Origin of the sequence: Halomonas sp. CnH100-B (assembly GCF_024124605.1) — a bacterium.
Lineage (GTDB): Bacteria > Pseudomonadota > Gammaproteobacteria > Pseudomonadales > Halomonadaceae > Vreelandella.
In genome coordinates, this window is sequence record NZ_JAMXRX010000002.1 from 435,606 (window position 1) to 451,280 (window position 15,675).

Annotated in this window: 13 protein-coding genes and 6 tRNA genes; 9 read left to right on the top strand and 10 right to left on the bottom strand. The window is 59.3% G+C overall.

Annotation, left to right across the window (positions count from 1 at the left end):
• Positions 1-222 precede the first annotated feature (222 nt).
• Together rlmKL and NH398_RS05555 are read left to right on the top strand one after the other, a co-directional pair.
• On the top strand, positions 223-2,433 hold the full coding sequence (gene rlmKL, locus NH398_RS05550) for a bifunctional 23S rRNA (guanine(2069)-N(7))-methyltransferase RlmK/23S rRNA (guanine(2445)-N(2))-methyltransferase RlmL (RefSeq protein WP_253017091.1): 2,211 nt from the start codon (positions 223-225) through the stop codon (positions 2,431-2,433).
• Between the two features lie 34 nt (positions 2,434-2,467).
• Positions 2,468-2,803, top strand: a complete 336-nt coding sequence (locus NH398_RS05555; protein WP_159341588.1) for a glutaredoxin family protein — start codon at positions 2,468-2,470, stop codon at positions 2,801-2,803.
• Between the two features lie 35 nt (positions 2,804-2,838).
• On the opposite strand, the gene NH398_RS05560 is transcribed toward NH398_RS05555, so the two are convergent.
• Positions 2,839-3,120 (bottom strand): hypothetical protein, encoded by a 282-nt coding sequence (locus NH398_RS05560; RefSeq protein WP_253017093.1) that lies wholly within the window; start codon positions 3,118-3,120, stop codon positions 2,839-2,841.
• Between the two features lie 84 nt (positions 3,121-3,204).
• On the opposite strand from NH398_RS05560, the gene pdxB reads away from it, so the two are divergent.
• Positions 3,205-4,359 (top strand): 4-phosphoerythronate dehydrogenase PdxB, encoded by a 1,155-nt coding sequence (gene pdxB / locus NH398_RS05565; protein WP_253017095.1) that lies wholly within the window; start codon positions 3,205-3,207, stop codon positions 4,357-4,359.
• A gap of 67 nt (positions 4,360-4,426) precedes the next feature.
• On the opposite strand, the gene htpX is transcribed toward pdxB, so the two are convergent.
• The 8 genes from htpX to dctP all read right to left on the bottom strand — a co-directional run bounded on the left by htpX (position 4,427) and on the right by dctP (position 12,873).
• Positions 4,427-5,332, bottom strand: a complete 906-nt coding sequence (gene htpX / locus NH398_RS05570) for a protease HtpX (protein ID WP_159341590.1) — start codon at positions 5,330-5,332, stop codon at positions 4,427-4,429.
• 102 nt (positions 5,333-5,434) lie between these two features.
• A complete protein-coding gene (locus tag NH398_RS05575; RefSeq protein ID WP_159341591.1) occupies positions 5,435-6,682 on the bottom strand; it encodes a pyridoxal phosphate-dependent aminotransferase in 1,248 nt (415 codons plus the stop codon).
• Between the two features lie 55 nt (positions 6,683-6,737).
• Complete coding sequence (ylqF, locus tag NH398_RS05580; RefSeq protein WP_253017097.1) at positions 6,738-7,691, bottom strand: ribosome biogenesis GTPase YlqF; 954 nt, start codon at positions 7,689-7,691, stop codon at positions 6,738-6,740.
• Between the two features lie 79 nt (positions 7,692-7,770).
• Positions 7,771-8,169, bottom strand: a complete 399-nt coding sequence (gene msrB, locus NH398_RS05585; RefSeq protein ID WP_159341593.1) for a peptide-methionine (R)-S-oxide reductase MsrB — start codon at positions 8,167-8,169, stop codon at positions 7,771-7,773.
• Positions 8,170-8,315: 146 nt separating this feature from the next.
• Complete coding sequence (locus NH398_RS05590; protein ID WP_159341594.1) at positions 8,316-9,902, bottom strand: gamma-glutamyltransferase family protein; 1,587 nt, start codon at positions 9,900-9,902, stop codon at positions 8,316-8,318.
• 27 nt (positions 9,903-9,929) lie between these two features.
• Positions 9,930-11,255 (bottom strand): TRAP transporter large permease subunit, encoded by a 1,326-nt coding sequence (locus NH398_RS05595; RefSeq protein ID WP_253017099.1) that lies wholly within the window; start codon positions 11,253-11,255, stop codon positions 9,930-9,932.
• Positions 11,256-11,258: 3 nt separating this feature from the next.
• A complete protein-coding gene (locus NH398_RS05600; RefSeq protein WP_253017101.1) occupies positions 11,259-11,768 on the bottom strand; it encodes a TRAP transporter small permease subunit in 510 nt (169 codons plus the stop codon).
• Position 11,769: 1 nt separating this feature from the next.
• Positions 11,770-12,873 (bottom strand): TRAP transporter substrate-binding protein DctP, encoded by a 1,104-nt coding sequence (gene dctP, locus NH398_RS05605; protein WP_253017103.1) that lies wholly within the window; start codon positions 12,871-12,873, stop codon positions 11,770-11,772.
• A gap of 361 nt (positions 12,874-13,234) precedes the next feature.
• Between dctP and NH398_RS05610 the strand changes: the two genes are divergently transcribed.
• The 6 genes from NH398_RS05610 (at position 13,235) to NH398_RS05635 (ending at position 13,793) form a co-directional block, all read left to right on the top strand.
• Positions 13,235-13,310, top strand: a tRNA-Glu gene (locus NH398_RS05610).
• Between the two features lie 25 nt (positions 13,311-13,335).
• Positions 13,336-13,410, top strand: a tRNA-Gly gene (locus NH398_RS05615).
• A 4-nt stretch (positions 13,411-13,414) separates the two neighbouring features.
• Positions 13,415-13,490 (top strand) — tRNA-Glu (locus NH398_RS05620).
• 42 nt (positions 13,491-13,532) lie between these two features.
• Positions 13,533-13,607, top strand: a tRNA-Gly gene (locus tag NH398_RS05625).
• 4 nt (positions 13,608-13,611) lie between these two features.
• A tRNA-Glu gene (locus NH398_RS05630) sits at positions 13,612-13,687 on the top strand.
• 31 nt (positions 13,688-13,718) lie between these two features.
• Positions 13,719-13,793: transfer RNA gene (locus NH398_RS05635), tRNA-Gly, on the top strand.
• 153 nt (positions 13,794-13,946) lie between these two features.
• Here the strand turns inward: NH398_RS05635 and NH398_RS05640 are convergent.
• Entirely contained in the window at positions 13,947-15,575 is a 1,629-nt protein-coding gene (locus tag NH398_RS05640; protein ID WP_253017105.1) for a methyl-accepting chemotaxis protein, read from the bottom strand.
• Between the last annotated feature and the right edge of the window lie 100 nt (positions 15,576-15,675).

Sequence of the window (15,675 nt, forward strand, 5' to 3'; positions counted from 1 at the left end):
GTGCTGAACGGGCGAAGCGGCAAGCTCAGACAAGCCATGGGTCGTTATCGGCGTTTTGAAACAGACACGATAGAGACCCTGACAAGCAACGCATGCGTTTTTAGTAGCTACCCTCTTATTGTTAGACCATGATGGGGTCACTTGTCGACCATCAAATTGTCATAAGACATACATTCATTTGCCATATATAGGAATATCGCGCGGTTACGCGCGGCGATCATCATGACCGAGCTGAGCCAAACTGCCCCTCTTAATCTCCTGGCGACCTGCCCCAAAGGCATCGAAGGCCTGCTGGCGGATGAACTGTCGGCCCTGGGCGCCGAACCGGGTAAAATCACTGTGGCGGGGGTCTATTTTTCTGCTGATCAAGCCACTGCCTACCGGGTTTGTTTATGGTCCCGCCTAGCGAACCGCGTGATTCTGCTATTGGCGCGTGAAGCGATGATAGAGACCGCCGAGCAGGTGCGCGACGTGGTTGCGCGCATCGCCTGGAGCCAGCATCTTGCCCCCGGCAAGACCCTGGCCGTGGATTTTCATGGCCGCAGCGACCATATTCGCCACACGCGCTTCGGCGCACAAACGGTGAAAGATGGCGTAGTGGATGCGCTGCAGCTGGCCGGTCAAGAACGGCCCAATGTCGATACCAAAACCCCCGACCTGCGTATTTACGCCCACCTGCACCGGGCTAATCTGAGCCTGGGGATTGATCTCTCTGGCGAGAGCCTGCACCGCCGTGGCTACCGCCGCGATGTGGGCCACGCGCCGCTTAAAGAGAACCTGGCAGCGGCGCTGCTGGTGCGGGCCGGCTGGCCGGAGCGGGCCAAAGCGGGCGAGCCATTGATCGATCCGCTATGTGGGGCAGGAACGCTGCTGATCGAAGCGGCGCTGATGGCGGCTGACCAAGCCCCTAACCTGAACCGCGAGCGGTTTGGCTTTCACGGCTGGGCAGGCCATCAAGACGCTGTGTGGAGTGAGTTAAAACGCGAAGCCGAAGCACGCGCCTCCATTGGCCGAAAACGCTGCAAAACGGAACTGTTGGGCTTCGATCAAAGCCCGGCAGCACTGACTGCCGCCAAGTCTAATGCCATGCGGGCTGGCATTCCGGCGTTAATTACGCTCCACGGACAGAGCCTGGCTCAACTGAGCCGACCAGACACCCTGACCGCCGAGCAGGGGCTAATGATCACCAACCCGCCCTACGGCGAGCGCTTGGGCGAGCTGCCGGAACTGGTGCGGCTCTATGCCCAACTAGGTGAAAAAGCCAAAGCGCTGTTCCCAGGCTGGACGCTGGCGCTGTTTACCGGCAACCCGGACCTAGGCCACCGCTTAGGCCTGCGTGCCCACAAACAGTACGCACTGAAAAACGGCGCGCTGGATACCAAACTGCTTTTAATGGAGATTGGCAGCTCCCGCCCTGCGCCTGAGAAGAGCGGTGAGCCGACAGACGCGGGCGTAGCGCCTCAGGCAAGCCGTACGGTAAAACCGGCGGTGTCGGAAAATGCGCAGATGTTTGCCAATCGTCTGGCGAAAAACCAGAAACGGCTGAAAAAGTGGCTAAAGCAGAGCGGTGAGACCTGCTACCGCATTTACGATGCCGATATGCCGGAGTACGCGCTGGCGGTGGATCGTTACGGCGACCGCGTACATGTGCAGGAGTACGCGGCACCCAGCTCTATTAATCCGGCGCAGGCGCAAAAACGGCTGTTCGATGCCCTGGACGTGCTGCCTGAGGCGCTGGGTGTCGACCCCAGTAAGATTTACGTCAAGCGCCGCGAGCGGCAAACCGGTGCGGCCCAGTACCAAAAGCGCGATGCCAGCGGCGAGCGTTTTGAAGTGCAGGAGGGTAGCGCACGACTATGGGTCAACCTGCGCGATTACTTGGATACTGGCCTGTTTCTAGATCACCGTCCGGTACGTCGGATGCTCGGCGAGATGGCCAGCGGCAAGCGCTTTCTCAACCTGTTCTGCTACACCGCGACGGCCACTGTGCAAGCCGCGCTGGGCGGGGCCAGCGACAGCGTTAGCGTGGATATGTCCAACACCTACCTGGAGTGGGCGCGGGACAACTTTGCGCTCAACAAGCTCGACCCTAGGCTGCACCGTGTGGTGCGGGATGACTGCTTCCGCTGGCTGGAAACCGCCAATGCGCAGTTTGATCTGATCTTTATGGACCCGCCGACCTTCTCGAACTCGAAGAAGATGCGCGACACGCTGGATGTTCAGCGCGACCATCCGCGTTTGGTGGAACTGGTCATGGCACGCCTGGCCCCCGGCGGTACGCTGGTGTTCTCCAACAACCAGCGGCGCTTTAAGCTGGATGAAGCGCTAAGCGAGCGCTATGCAGTAGAGGAGATCACCACGCGCACCTTCGACCCGGATTTCCAGCGGCGCACCAACCTGCACCACGTTTTTTTGCTGCGCCACTCTTCATGAGCCACTCCTCCTGAGCCGATAAAGAGCAAGGGCGATGATTGAACTATCGATTTATACCACGCTGGGGTGCCATTTGTGCGCCCAGCTAGAGGCGCTGGTGGCCACACTGGCTAATCAAGAGGTGAGGTTGCACCACATCGAGATCAGCGACGACGACGCGCTGGTGGAGCAATACGGCACGCGAATCCCGGTACTGGTGGATGCCAACGGGGTTGAGCTAGATCGCGGCTTCGATGTGGCGCGTTTGAGCCACTGGTTGAACGAGCGGGGCTGGTTGGATGAGGCGGCACTTGCCGCGCTCACAACGCCGCCAGAACACGCGCCCCCTGTGGGGGCGCATCAGCGCAACGGGCGGCGCTTCTTAGGCTAATGAAGCGGGGAGAGTCAGTCTAAAAGAGTGATGCGTCAGAGCGCGTCTAATAGCGACAGCTGGCGCATCGCTTCTTGGCCTTCCGGTGTATGGTCGTCGGCTTCCAGCACTTTGCGAAACCCGCGTGAGGATTGAATCGTCGTTTCATCCTCTAGCCACATCTCTGCTTGCTCCAGAGTGTCCGCCAACTGGTGTTTCAACCCGCCAAACTGGGTGCCGATTTGCCCCCAGGCGCGGCTGAAAATCCAGTCGCCGAACATATCCTGGTGAATATGCACCAACACATAGTCATGGTCGGTTTCCCAGCGTACGATCACACCCATCTCCTTAACCACTGCTTGATCACGCCTGCACAGCAAGCCATTGCGGGCGTATTGTAAAGCCCGGATACCAAAACGCCTATGAAACTTGTTATCGACGCTAATATCCCCGCTGCCGACGCCTGTTTTGGAGGCCTAGGGTTGCTGCACCGCCTGCCGGGCCGTGAGATCCGAGCGGCAGACGTGAAAAACGCCGATGCGCTGATCGTCCGCTCCATCACGCAGGTGAATCGCGCACTGCTGGCGAACAGCGCGGTGCGTTTTGTGGGCACCTGCACCATTGGCACCGACCACATTGATCTCGATTATCTCAAAGAACGCGATATTGGCTTTGCCAGCGCCCCGGGATGCAATGCGGAGGCGGTGGTCGATTATGTACTCAGCAGCCTGCTGACGGTGAGCGAGCGAGAAGGCTGGCCGCTGTTGGAGCGAACCGTGGGTATCGTTGGGGCAGGCAACGTGGGTAGCCGCTTGCAGCGCCGCTTACAGGCGCTCGGCGTGGCGGTAAGGGTGTGTGATCCGCCTAGAGCGGAGCGAGAGGGCGCACGTGGTTTTGTATCCCTCGATACGCTGATTGATGAGTGCGACGTGATTTGTCTGCACACCCCGCTGGTGAAGGCTGGCCCTCACGCCACCTATCAACTGTTGAATGCTCAGCGTATCGACGAGCTGACCCCAGGTACGCTGCTGTTGAACGCCGGGCGTGGCGACTGCATCGATGGCTTAGCGCTGCGCAGCCGTTTGGCGGGGAAGGGCGATATCACCGCCGTGTTGGACGTTTGGGAAGACGAGCCGGGCATCGATGCAGGGCTGCGTGATCTGGTTGCGCTGGCAACGCCGCATATTGCCGGGCACAGCCTGGACGGCAAGCTACGCGGCACCTGGATGATTCAGCAAGCGTTGGCAGCGCAGTTGGGCCAGTCAGGCAGCATGCCGTTTAGCGAACTCTGCCCGCCGCCAGCGCTGGCCACCCTCACGCTGCAGAGCGCACTGCCGGTGGAAGAGGCGCTTCGGCTCTGCGCGCGGGCCGTGTATGACGTGCGCCGCGACCACGATGCGTTGCAGCGTCAGGTGATGCATCAGGGAGTTGCCAAGGGCTTCGATAGCTGCCGCGCCAACTACCCGCTGCGCCGCGAGTTCGCCACGCTGACCGTTTACCTGGAGAACGACGCGGTGTCATTGCAGCCATCGCTGCAGGCAGCCGGTTTTCAGGTGCGCTGCGACCAACCCACCTGATAGGTTTGCCTAAACGCACAAGGCCCGCATTGGCGGGCCTTGGCGTATCTTATCGAGCTTTCACAGCTTACTGACGGTACGCGGCTTCTTTCAGGGCGCGAATGCGGTCATCCAGCGGCGGGTGACTGGCGAACAGCTGCTCGACCAGCGAGCGGGTCTGGCCTTTGGTGATGGCCATCGCGCGCAGGGTGTCCGGCATTTGATCGGGCATCTCGGTTTCGGCTTTCAGGCGTGCCAGGGCGTTGACCATCGCACCAGTGCCAGCCAAGCGGGCACCCGCTTCGTCGGCACGGTACTCGCGGTAGCGGGAGAACCAGGCCACGATGGCCGACGCAACGATACCAAAGACGATCTCAGCGACCATCACCACTGCAAAGTAGCCCATAAAGCCTAGGCCACCTTCGCCGTCGCTGCGGCTTTTCAGGAAGCTATCGACCAAGTGAGCGACAACGCGGGCAAAGAACATGACGAAGGTGTTCACCACGCCCTGGATCAGCGCTAGCGTCACCATGTCGCCGTTAGCCACGTGGCCAATTTCGTGCGCCAGCACCGCGCGGACTTCTTCAGGACGCATGCGGTTGAGCAAGCCTGCCGATACCGCTACCAGGGCATCGTTTTTATTCCAGCCGGTGGCAAAGGCGTTGGACTGCTGGGCGGGGAAGATACCCACTTCCGGGGTTTTAATGCCCGCTTCACGAGAGAGCTCGGCCACGGTATCCACCAGCCACTGTTCGGTGGAGTTCGACGGGTTTTCGATAATCACGGTACCCGTCGAGCGCTTTGCCATCCATTTGGAGATGAACAGCGATACCAGCGAGCCCGCCATACCGAACACAAAGCAGAAGATCAGTAGGCTGGTAAAGTTAATGCCCTGGCTACTGAGATAGCTCTCAACACCCAACAGTCGCAGCGTGATGCTGGCAACCAGCAGCACGGCAATGTTGGTGGCTAGAAACAGCACGATTCGCATCATGGGTTAGGGTCTCCCTCAAGGTCATAACAAGTGTCAATGGACTGATGGCTTAGATACGTGCTTTGCATGACAGTTTCAAGTCGCTGTTTTTTCTGTCGATCGTTACTGTCGATAGCGAGACAGGAAATTGGCAAAGCGGTCGAGCGCGTCACCCAGCTGGTCGGCCCAGGGCAGCGTGACGATACGCACGTGGTCGGGGTCTGGCCAGTTGAAAGCAGTGCCCTGCACCAGCAGAATTTTCTCCTGCAAGAGTAAGTCCAGCACCAACTGCTGGTCGTCTTTGATATTGAACACCTTGGGATCCAAGCGCGGGAACGCGTAGAGCGCGCCTTTGGGCGTTACGCAGGAGACCCCAGGAATCGCGTTGAGCTTCTCAACGGTAATGTCGCGCTGTGCCAGCAAACGCCCGCCCGGCAGAATCAAATCGTTGATCGACTGATAACCGCCTAGCGCCGTTTGAATGGCGTGCTGGGCAGGAACGTTGGCGCATAGCCGCATTGAGGCCAGCATGGTCAGGCCCTGAATAAAGTCCTTCGCCCGCTGTTTTGCTAGCGTGCCGGAGATGGTCATCCAGCCAGAGCGAAAGCCCGCGCAGCGGTAGCTTTTCGATAGCCCGTTCATGGTGATCACCAGCTGGTCATCGTCGGCCAGCGCGCCGGTAGCAGTGTGCTCGACGCCGTCATAGAGAATCTTGTCGTAGATCTCATCGGAGAACACCACCAGATTGTGCTCTTGGGCGATATCCAGCACTTCCCGCACCACTTCCGGTGGGTAGACCGCACCAGTGGGGTTATTGGGGTTAATGATCACAATGGCGCGGGTACGGCTGGTGACTTTGGCACGAATATCGGCCATATCCGGTGCCCAGTCGGCTTGCTCGTCGCAGAGATAATGCACGCCGTGGCCGCCGGAAAGGTGGGCGGCTGCTGTCCAGAGCGGGTAATCCGGCGCGGGGATCAGCACTTCGTCGCCATCGTTCAACAGCGCCTGCATGGCCATGACGATCAGCTCGGAAACGCCGTTACCAATATAGATATCTTCGATACCCACCCCAGGAATCTGCTTACGCTGGCACTCCTGCATGATCGCCTTGCGGGCAGAGTAAAGGCCTTTGGAATCACAGTAGCCCTGGGCAGTGGGCAGATTGCGCATCACATCCTGCAGAATCTCTTCCGGCGCTTCGAAGCCAAACGGTGCCGGGTTGCCAATGTTGAGCTTCAAGATTCGCTGGCCTTCTTCTTCGAGGCGCTTGGCGTGGTCGAGGACCGGGCCGCGAATGTCGTAGCAAACGTTGTGCAGTTTATGTGATTTTTTCAGCGTGTGTGAGTCTCTAGGCTGCGGGGTGTCCATGGGGTGCGTTATCCAAAAGTGTCCAGTGCCGAGGAAGTATCTGTTGTGCGGTTCATTATGCGTCGGATGGTGCCGGGCTGTCTTGGTCGTTTTGCTCGGGCGGCGGCGGAATATCCGCCGGGGTTTCCAGCGTGACCCGGCCAAGCTTACCGTCGCGCAATTCATGCAGCAGCACTTCGGCGCCACGGTGCAGGTCCACTTCTCCGCCAGGGCGCAGGCCGCCGCGTTTTCCGGCGATCTCTTTGAGAATGGCGTGGCCGTCAAACCCGGCAATAGCAAGGAAATCAGGCTTCTTAGGGCCGTCGGCGTCGACTTCCTCCACCACGGGGGCTTCGTAGGTGGGCAGTTCTTTCAGCTTGTAGCGGGCGGTGAGCTCGGCAGGGTAGCGTTTGGCGAGCTCCGCGCTGGCCACGATAGCCACATCGGTATACTCAATGGCGGTATCACGAATCGCGCCGCTGGCCGCCAAGCGGTAGGCGCTGGCCTGGTCTTCGATTTTGGGCCAGAGCACCCCAGGGGTGTCGATCAGCGCTACTCGGCCATCAATACGCACTTTTTGCTGGCGCTTGGTCACCGCAGGCTCGTTGCCGGTTTTGGCAATTTTGCGCCCGGCTAGGCCGTTAATCAGCGTCGATTTCCCTACGTTGGGAATGCCCATCACCATCACGCGCACGTCGCGGTCGGCGCGCACTGCACCGGCCAGCTCGTGGCAGAGCTTGGGAATTTTTTTTAGCTCGCGGGTGTTGGTGGTGGTAATCGCCAGGGCGCGGGTGTCTTCCTGAGCATCGAAAAAGGCGACCCACTCGTCGGTACGGGTGGGGTCTGCCAAATCCGCGCGAGAAAGAATTTTCAGCACCGGCTTATGGCGGGTCAGCTCGGCCAGCATGGGGTTGGCGCTGGAGTAGGGCAGGCGCGCATCGAGCACCTCGATCACCACATCAATTTCCGGCAGCGCGTCCTTGATCTGGCGGCGGGCCTTGTTCATATGTCCGGGGAACCAGCCGAGCATGGGTTTCTCCTACAAGCACAAAAAAGCGGGCGCCCATTCTAGCAGATGGTGCCCGCCTTGCCGTGCTTCCTTTCAGGGGTTACTCGTCGGGGTGGAACTCCAACGAGACGGAGTTGATGCAGTAGCGCAAGCCGGTGGTGTCTGGCGGCCCGTCCGGGAAGACGTGGCCCAGGTGGGCATCGCAGTGAGAGCAGACCACTTCGGTGCGAATCATGCCGTGGGAGGTGTCGCGGTGCTCCTCGACGCAGCGCGTTCCTAGCGGCCGGTCAAAGCTTGGCCAGCCGCAGCCCGCGTCGAATTTGTGCTCGTTTTCAAATAGCGGTGCATGGCAGCAAACACAGTGATAGATACCTTGGGCATCGCTCACTTGGTAGTCACCGGTAAATGGCCGTTCGGTGCCTTTCTCCCGGGCGACCCGGTACTGCTCTGGGGTGAGCTGCTTGCGCCATTCGTCGGGGGATTTTTCTATTTTCGCCATGGGGTCTCCTCTCCCTCTGGTTGCCGTTCATCAGAGGCTATCTAGGTCGGCTAGCCTATCATCGTTAGGCCGCGCTGTGGCTAATGACAATAGGCCGACCATCCTAGTTCAGCATGTGCGAAACTCGCCAAATTCGCCAGTGGGCTTTATACGCTAGCGGCACCGCCGTTGCTGCGTGGGTCGTGAGCGCTCTCGATCAGCCCGTCTGGGTGGCGCACGATGCCGCCCGCGTGGCCCATGGTGTCGCTGAAGGCGTCGGGCAAAACCTCGACATCGTGGCCCGCCGTGGCCAGCGCCGCGACCAGCTCATCATCGAAGCGTTTTTCCAGCTTGAGATTGGTACTCGTTTCGCCCCAGGTGCGGCCTAGCAACCAACGCGGGGCGGTGATGGCCTGTTGCAGCGGAATGCCGTGCAGCGCGTAGCGGGAGAACACCGCCGCCTGGGTTTGCGGTTGGCCTTCGCCGCCCATGGTGCCGTACACCATGGTGCGGCCGTCGTTGAACAGTGCCAGTGCCGGGTTGAGCGTATGAAAGGGTTTGCGTCCCGGGGCTAAGCCGCGTAAATCATCTGGGTCGAGCGAAAAACTAATGCCACGGTTTTGCCATAGCACGCCGCTTTCAGGCAGTACCACGCCGCTACCAAACTCCCAGTAGATGCTTTGAATAAAGCTCACCGAGCGGCCTTCGCTGTCGACGGTGCCCATCCAAATAGTGTCGCCGGGCGCGGGCTCGTAAGGCCAAGGCAGTGCTTGGGCGGCATCAATTTCGGCGACTTCTGCGCTAAGGCGTTCGTCGCTGAGCAGCGCCTGCAGCGGCGTGGGCACTCGGTGTGGGTCGGTGACATAGCGGTCGCGCAGCATGAAGGCGCGTTTGGTAGCTTCAATCAGCCCATGCAGGTGGGCAAAGCCGTTGGGCTCGGCGGCTTTGATACGCTCGTAAATGCCCAAAATCATCAGCGACGCCATGCCTTGCGTCGGTGCGGGCAGGTTATACAGCGTAGCGTCATTGAGTTGTACGTGCAGCGGTGTGACTTGCTGAGCGCGGTAGGCGTGAAAATCGGCTAAGCGCAGCGGGCTGCCTAGCGCCTCTAAATCCTTCGCCATGCTGGCGGCAAGCTCGCCACGGTAGAAATCATCCAGCCCGGCACTGGCCAAGCGCTTTAACGTATTAGCCAAGCGCGGCTGGCGCAGGCGCTCGCCTTCACGGGGAACTTGGCCGTTAAGCAGCAGGGCATCGCTAAAGCCGGGGCTTTGGCTCAGGCGTTCCAGGTGTTTGGCGGTAAGCGTTTCCTGGCTCTGTGAGACGGCCACGCCCTCATCGGCATGGCGAATGGCATCGGCCAGCAGCGTGGGCAGCGGCAGCGCGTTACCCCAGCCCGCCGCTACGTTGAGCGCTTCCTGCCAACCGCTAATGGTGCCCGCCATGGTCAGCGCGGCTTTTGGCCCACGTTCCGGGATCTGCGACTCGCCTGCGTAAAAATCACGGTTGGCGAGTTGGGCGGCAGGGCCACAAGCGTCGATGGCCACCGGCGCTTTGCCCGGCTCGTGAATCAGCCAAAAGCCATCGCCCCCCAAGGCATTCATGTGCGGGTAGACCACGGCGATGGCCGCCGCCGCGGCAACCATGGCTTCGACGGCATTGCCGCCTTGCTTTAATACATCGCGACCGGCGCTCGCGGCAAGGTGGTGCGGCGCGACACAGCTGCCGCCGTAACTACGTTGGGTATGGAGCATTGAAAAGTCCTTTGTTATTGGTTGTGGTTACCAGCCAATGGCGTTTGGTAGCCACGTGGCAATGCTTGGAAAGATAAACACCAGCGCCACGGCTAAAAACTGTAGCCCGATAAACGGCAGCGCCCCTTTATAGATATCCAGGGTGGAGACTTCTTTAGGCGCCACGCCTTTCAAGAAAAACAGCGACCAGCCAAACGGTGGGGTTAGAAACGACGTTTGTAGCACCAGTCCCACCAAAATGCCTAGCCACACCATATCCACGCCCATCTGTACGAAGAAGGGTAAAAAGAGCGGCAGGGCGATATAGCTAATCTCAATCCACTCCAGGAAAAAGCCAAGTACAAACATCAGCAGCAGCATGAACAGCAGGGCGCTGACTTCTCCACCGGGCACCCACTCAAACATCCGTGCGACCAAGTGCTCGCCGCCCAAGCCCCGGAACGCGAGGCCGAACACCTGAGCGCTGATCAAAATAAAGAACACCATGGCGGAGATCACCAAGGTGGCTTTGGCCACGTCGCTCAACAGCGATACGGTTAAGCGTCCAGAGCAGGCAACAAACACCAGCGCCCCCAGCGCGCCCATCGCGGCGGCTTCGGTTGGGGCGGCAATACCGCCAATGATGGAGCCCAAGACCGCAAATACCAGCCCTACCGGTGGGCCGACCACGGTGACCACTTTATACAGCAGCCGTTTCTTGCTGAGCTGGGCACGCTCTTCAGCGGGAATGGGTGGCATCATGCCAGGGTAGAGTTGGGCCACCACTAAGATGGCCACGATGTAGATGCCTGCCAGCGCCAAGCCAGGCACCATCGCGGCGGCAAACATGGTGCCTACGGATTCGCCGAGGATTTCTGCTAAGAGAATCAGTACCAAACTAGGTGGGATAATTTGCCCCAGCGTACCTGATGCGCAGATCATGCCGGTGGCCAAAGTTTTGGGATAGCCCCGGCGCAGCAGGGTGGGCAGGGTGAGCAGGCCAAGTGTGACGATGGTGGCCCCCACGATACCGGTGGCGGCTCCCAGCAGCACACCCACAAAAATAATCGCCACGCCCATACCGCCGGAAATCCCGCCGAACAGGTGGCCAATCACATCGATTAACTCTTCGGCCAGTTTCGACTTCTCTAGCATGACCCCCATAAATACGAAAAGCGGTATCGCCATAAAGGTGTAGTTCGTCACTACCCCATAAATGCGTGACGGCAACAGGTTGAACAGCATTGGGCCAAAGCCCAAATAGCCAAACACAAAGGCGGTGACGGCAATGCTGATGGCCACCGGTATACCAATGATCAGCAATACAAAAAAAGCGGCGATCATGCCGATCGCGAGCCACTCATTAGGAGACATGCGTTATTCACCTCGGCTTGGAAGGGCAAACCCTTGGCGCAGCGCGTGGGCCAAGCCCTGCATTGCCAGTAAGAGAAAGCCAAAGGGGATCAGGGCTTTGAGCACCCAGCGAAGCGGCAGGCCGCCAGGGTTGGGGGACGCCTCGCTACGTAGGTAGGACTGCTCGACCCAAGGCAGCGTAAGCCAAGCGATATACAGCCCCATGGCGAGCAGCAGCAGGCCGCCAATCACTTCAATTACCCGCTGGAGCGCCACTGGGAAGCGTTCATAAAACACGTCGACCCGCACCTGTTCGCCCATAAACAGCAGATACGACATACCAAATAGAGCAATGGGGGAGATTAAGTGCCACTGCAGCTCTTGTAGCCATACGGCGCCAATGCTGAAAAAGTAGCGCATCACCACATCGCCCGCGACCAGGGCCACTAGTACCACGCAGGTCCAAGCGGCGATCCAGCCAAACAGCCGGACCACCGCTTCGATCCCGTGGACAACACGTTCCACGGCTTGCATATCACACCCCAATAATGTCGTTTAACCAGGCACGTTCGCTGGCGCCTGCCCAGCGGTCATGGTTGGCCTTAAAGGCCATGTAGCTGTCGTGTACTTTGCGCACTAGCGGGTCGGCGTTGGCTTCGGTGGCCAGTGTGTCCATGGTGGCTTCGCGCAGGGCGCTCACTACGGGTTCCGGGAGCATGCTGGCGGTCACGCCGTGGTTATCAACAAGGTCGGTCATCGCTTCGCCGTTCACCGCTTCTGACCACGTCACGCTTTCCAGACAGGCGGCCATACAGGCGCTCTTCACGATCATCTTCAGGTCATCAGGCAGTTCGTCCCAGTGCTGCTTGGAAATCAGCAGCTCGCCGGTAGTGGAAGGCTCGTGCCAGCCGGTGGTGTGGTAGAACTTGGCCGCATTTTGCAGCCCCATGCGACGGTCCTGGTAAGGGCCAACGAATTCAGCGGCGTCGATCACGCCCCGTTCCAGGGCCGGGAAAATTTCACCGCCGGGCAGTACGCGGGCATCGACACCCAGTGCCGAGTACACCTTTCCGGCTAAGCCGGGTACGCGCATGCGTAGGCCATTGAGTTGACTGATCTCTTCGATCGGCTCACGGAACCAGCCGGTCATCTGCACGCCGGTGTTGTTGAGCGGCAGGGCGATCATGCCGTAAGGCGCGTAGACCTCTTCCCACAGCTCTAAACCGCCGCCGTGGTAGAGCCAAGCCATGTGGCCCATGAAGCTCATGCCGAAGGGCACGGTGGTGAAGTACTGGGCAGCGAACGTGGTGCCCGACCAAAAGTAGCTGTTGGCCGCATTCATTTGAATGGTGCCGCTTTGTACGGCTTCGAAGCCTTCCAGGGCAGGAATCAGTTCGCCTGCGGAAAAGTGTTGAATGTTCAAGCGCCCGCCAGACATGGCATTGATTTTGGCGATCACATCGGTGGGGCTGCCGGGACCTTCGACATAGAAGGGCGAGCCGGGGCTGTAGGCGTTGGTCATGCGCCAGTTGAAGCGCTCGGCGGATTGAGCGGTGGCCACGCTGGGTGCGCCAAGCACCAAGCCAGCCGTGGAGGTCAATGCAGCGGTGGTAAGAAACTTGCGTCGGGTAAAGGACATAGGGCACCTCAAGCCGTCAGGAGAAACGAGAGTTAGCGGATCAGTCACGTCGTTCGTTCACTAAAGGCGTTGCAAGGGGTGTGCCAAAAAATCGATTTTATTTTAAATGAAAGATTTTTGCCGGTTTGTCGTTACTTTGCCATGGGAAGGTTGGGGCTACTACTGGCGCACGAAGAAGGGAAATGCACCGCGATGATGCGGAAACGAGGCGTACCCTCCTTGATAAGCACTACGATTGCGCAGTCGCTGCGTAGGGTGGTCACCTCTCATGATTCGTTAATTAATGTTTTGATATCAGAGTGCTTGACACTCACCCCCTGCTCTGAGTAATATACGCGCCACCTCGACGAGGCAATGAAACGTCCCATTCGTCTAGTGGTCTAGGACACCGCCCTTTCACGGCGGGAACAGGGGTTCGAACCCCCTATGGGACGCCAATTAAGTCGTTAAGGTATCGGAGTTGCGGGAATAGCTCAGTGGTAGAGCATCGCCTTGCCAAGGCGAGGGTCGAGAGTTCGAATCTCTTTTCCCGCTCCAGCACGTCCCATTCGTCTAGTGGTCTAGGACACCGCCCTTTCACGGCGGGAACAGGGGTTCGAACCCCCTATGGGACGCCAATCCGATGGCAAAAACGCTTGTGTAGTGAGACAGCTTGTTTAGCGGGAATAGCTCAGTGGTAGAGCATCGCCTTGCCAAGGCGAGGGTCGAGAGTTCGAATCTCTTTTCCCGCTCCAGCACGTCCCATTCGTCTAGTGGTCTAGGACACCGCCCTTTCACGGCGGGAACAGGGGTTCGAACCCCCTATGGGACGCCACTCACTCTTAAGCGTGTAGCATGTTTGCAGTGCGGGAATAGCTCAGTGGTAGAGCATCGCCTTGCCAAGGCGAGGGTCGAGAGTTCGAATCTCTTTTCCCGCTCCATGCAAACTCCTTCCTGTTTTTTTATATCTCTCTAGAAGATTCTTTTGACACCGCCTCGAAGCGGCGTTTTTGTGTGCCCGTGATTTGCGTCAAGCGATGCGGATGGCAGATGGCAGGTGCGTGCCCAGGCCAACGGCCTGGGCAGTCGGCGGGTCAATCCACCAAGGTGAAGTGGCCGACGACGCTGTTGAGCGATTGGGAGCGCTGCTTCAGGTCGTGGGCAGATGTGGCGGTCTGCTGCACCATGGCGGCGTTGTCCTGCGTGGCCTGATCCAACTGAGCAATGGCGACGTTGATCTGCTCGATTCCGCGCGTTTGTTCATGGGTGGCGGCAGTGATGTCAGTGAATAGGTCGTTGACCCGCTGTATGCGCTGATCGATATCCTGCATGCGCTGTTTAGCGGTATCTACTAAGGTGGCGCCGTTGCTGACCTGGGCGTTGGAGGTATGGATCAAGCCTTTGATCTCATGAGCCGCGTTGGCCGAGCGGTTGGCTAGCTGGCGCACTTCACCGGCCACCACCGCGAAACCGCGGCCATGTTCACCCGCCCGGGCGGCCTCGACAGAGGCGTTGAGGGCCAGAATGTTGGTCTGAAACGCGATGCTGTCGATCAGCGTGACGATCTCGGTGATTTTGTCCGCTTCGGCCGTGATCTCTTTCATGGACGCCACGGCGTCGCCGATGGCTTTCTGACCCGCTTGAGATGTTTCACCTGCGCTGCGCACCAGCTCTTTGGCTTGTTCCACGCTGTCGGCCGTTTGACGGACGGTAGCGGTCACTTCTTCCATGCTGGAGGACGTTTGCTGTAACGCAGCAGCCTGCTGTTCGGTTCGCGATGACAGTTCCTGGTTGCCCGCAGCGATATCGCCCGCGTTATGATCCACAGCGGTGCTGGTGGAGTGAATCTCTTGCATCGCATCGCGCAGCTTGTCGCGCATTTGTCGAATGTCATACAGCAGGCTGCTCGTGTCGTTGGGGTGAAGCGTTACGGGGGCAGTCAAGTCGCCCTGGGCGATGCGCGATACCACACCCGCAGCGTAGCGTGGCTCTCCGCCCAGCCGGCGCAGAATGAGTGAGATCATGCCCCAAAAGGCCAGCGTGACCAGCGCGCCTGCCACGATGCCGACCAAGATGCTTTTGACGAGCTGGCGCATGATGGTGCTACTGACGTCACCCACGAAGACGCCGCTTGCCACGTAGACATCCCACGGCGTAAAGGCGGCTGAGTAAGCGCGCACTTTGGGTTTGGCGTCGCCCCCACGAGCAAAGTTGGAGAAGTACTCGGTAAAGCCACTGCCGGTTTGCTGCGTATTATCCAGAATGGTTTGGAAGATCAGCGTCCCCTCGGGGTCTTTGACTTGCGAAATATCCTCTCCTACGTCACGGCTTGGGTGGGCAAGCATGCGCAGGCTGCCGTTGAACGCGAACAGATAGTTGTCCTCTTCGCCGAAGCGCACGTCGCGTAGGGTGTTGAAGGCTTGTCGCTGCGCTTCTGGCATGGAGAGCTGGCCCTGTTCGGCAAGCTGATGGTAATGCTCCAGCGTAGACACGGCGATATCCACGGCGGTGACCATGCGCTGCTCGCGCTCGGCGTAAAGTAGCGCGCGGCTTTGAAACGCGTTGATCGCAATCATTATGGCCAGAATCAGCCATAAAATGGCGACGCCCAGCAGACGCTGGCGACGCAGCGGTAGGGCGGCCAGCCCTTTTTGTGCGGAAGCAGTCGACCCTGATGACGGGTGAGTGTTAGCGACGGGTGACGACGTAATGGCGGTGCTCATTATCGGTTAGGCTCGCTTATATGGTCAGTATGTTCCCTTGAAGTGCCGCTGCCTGGGCAGGCGGGCACTGGGCTAATACTAAAGTATTAATCGAGGCGCT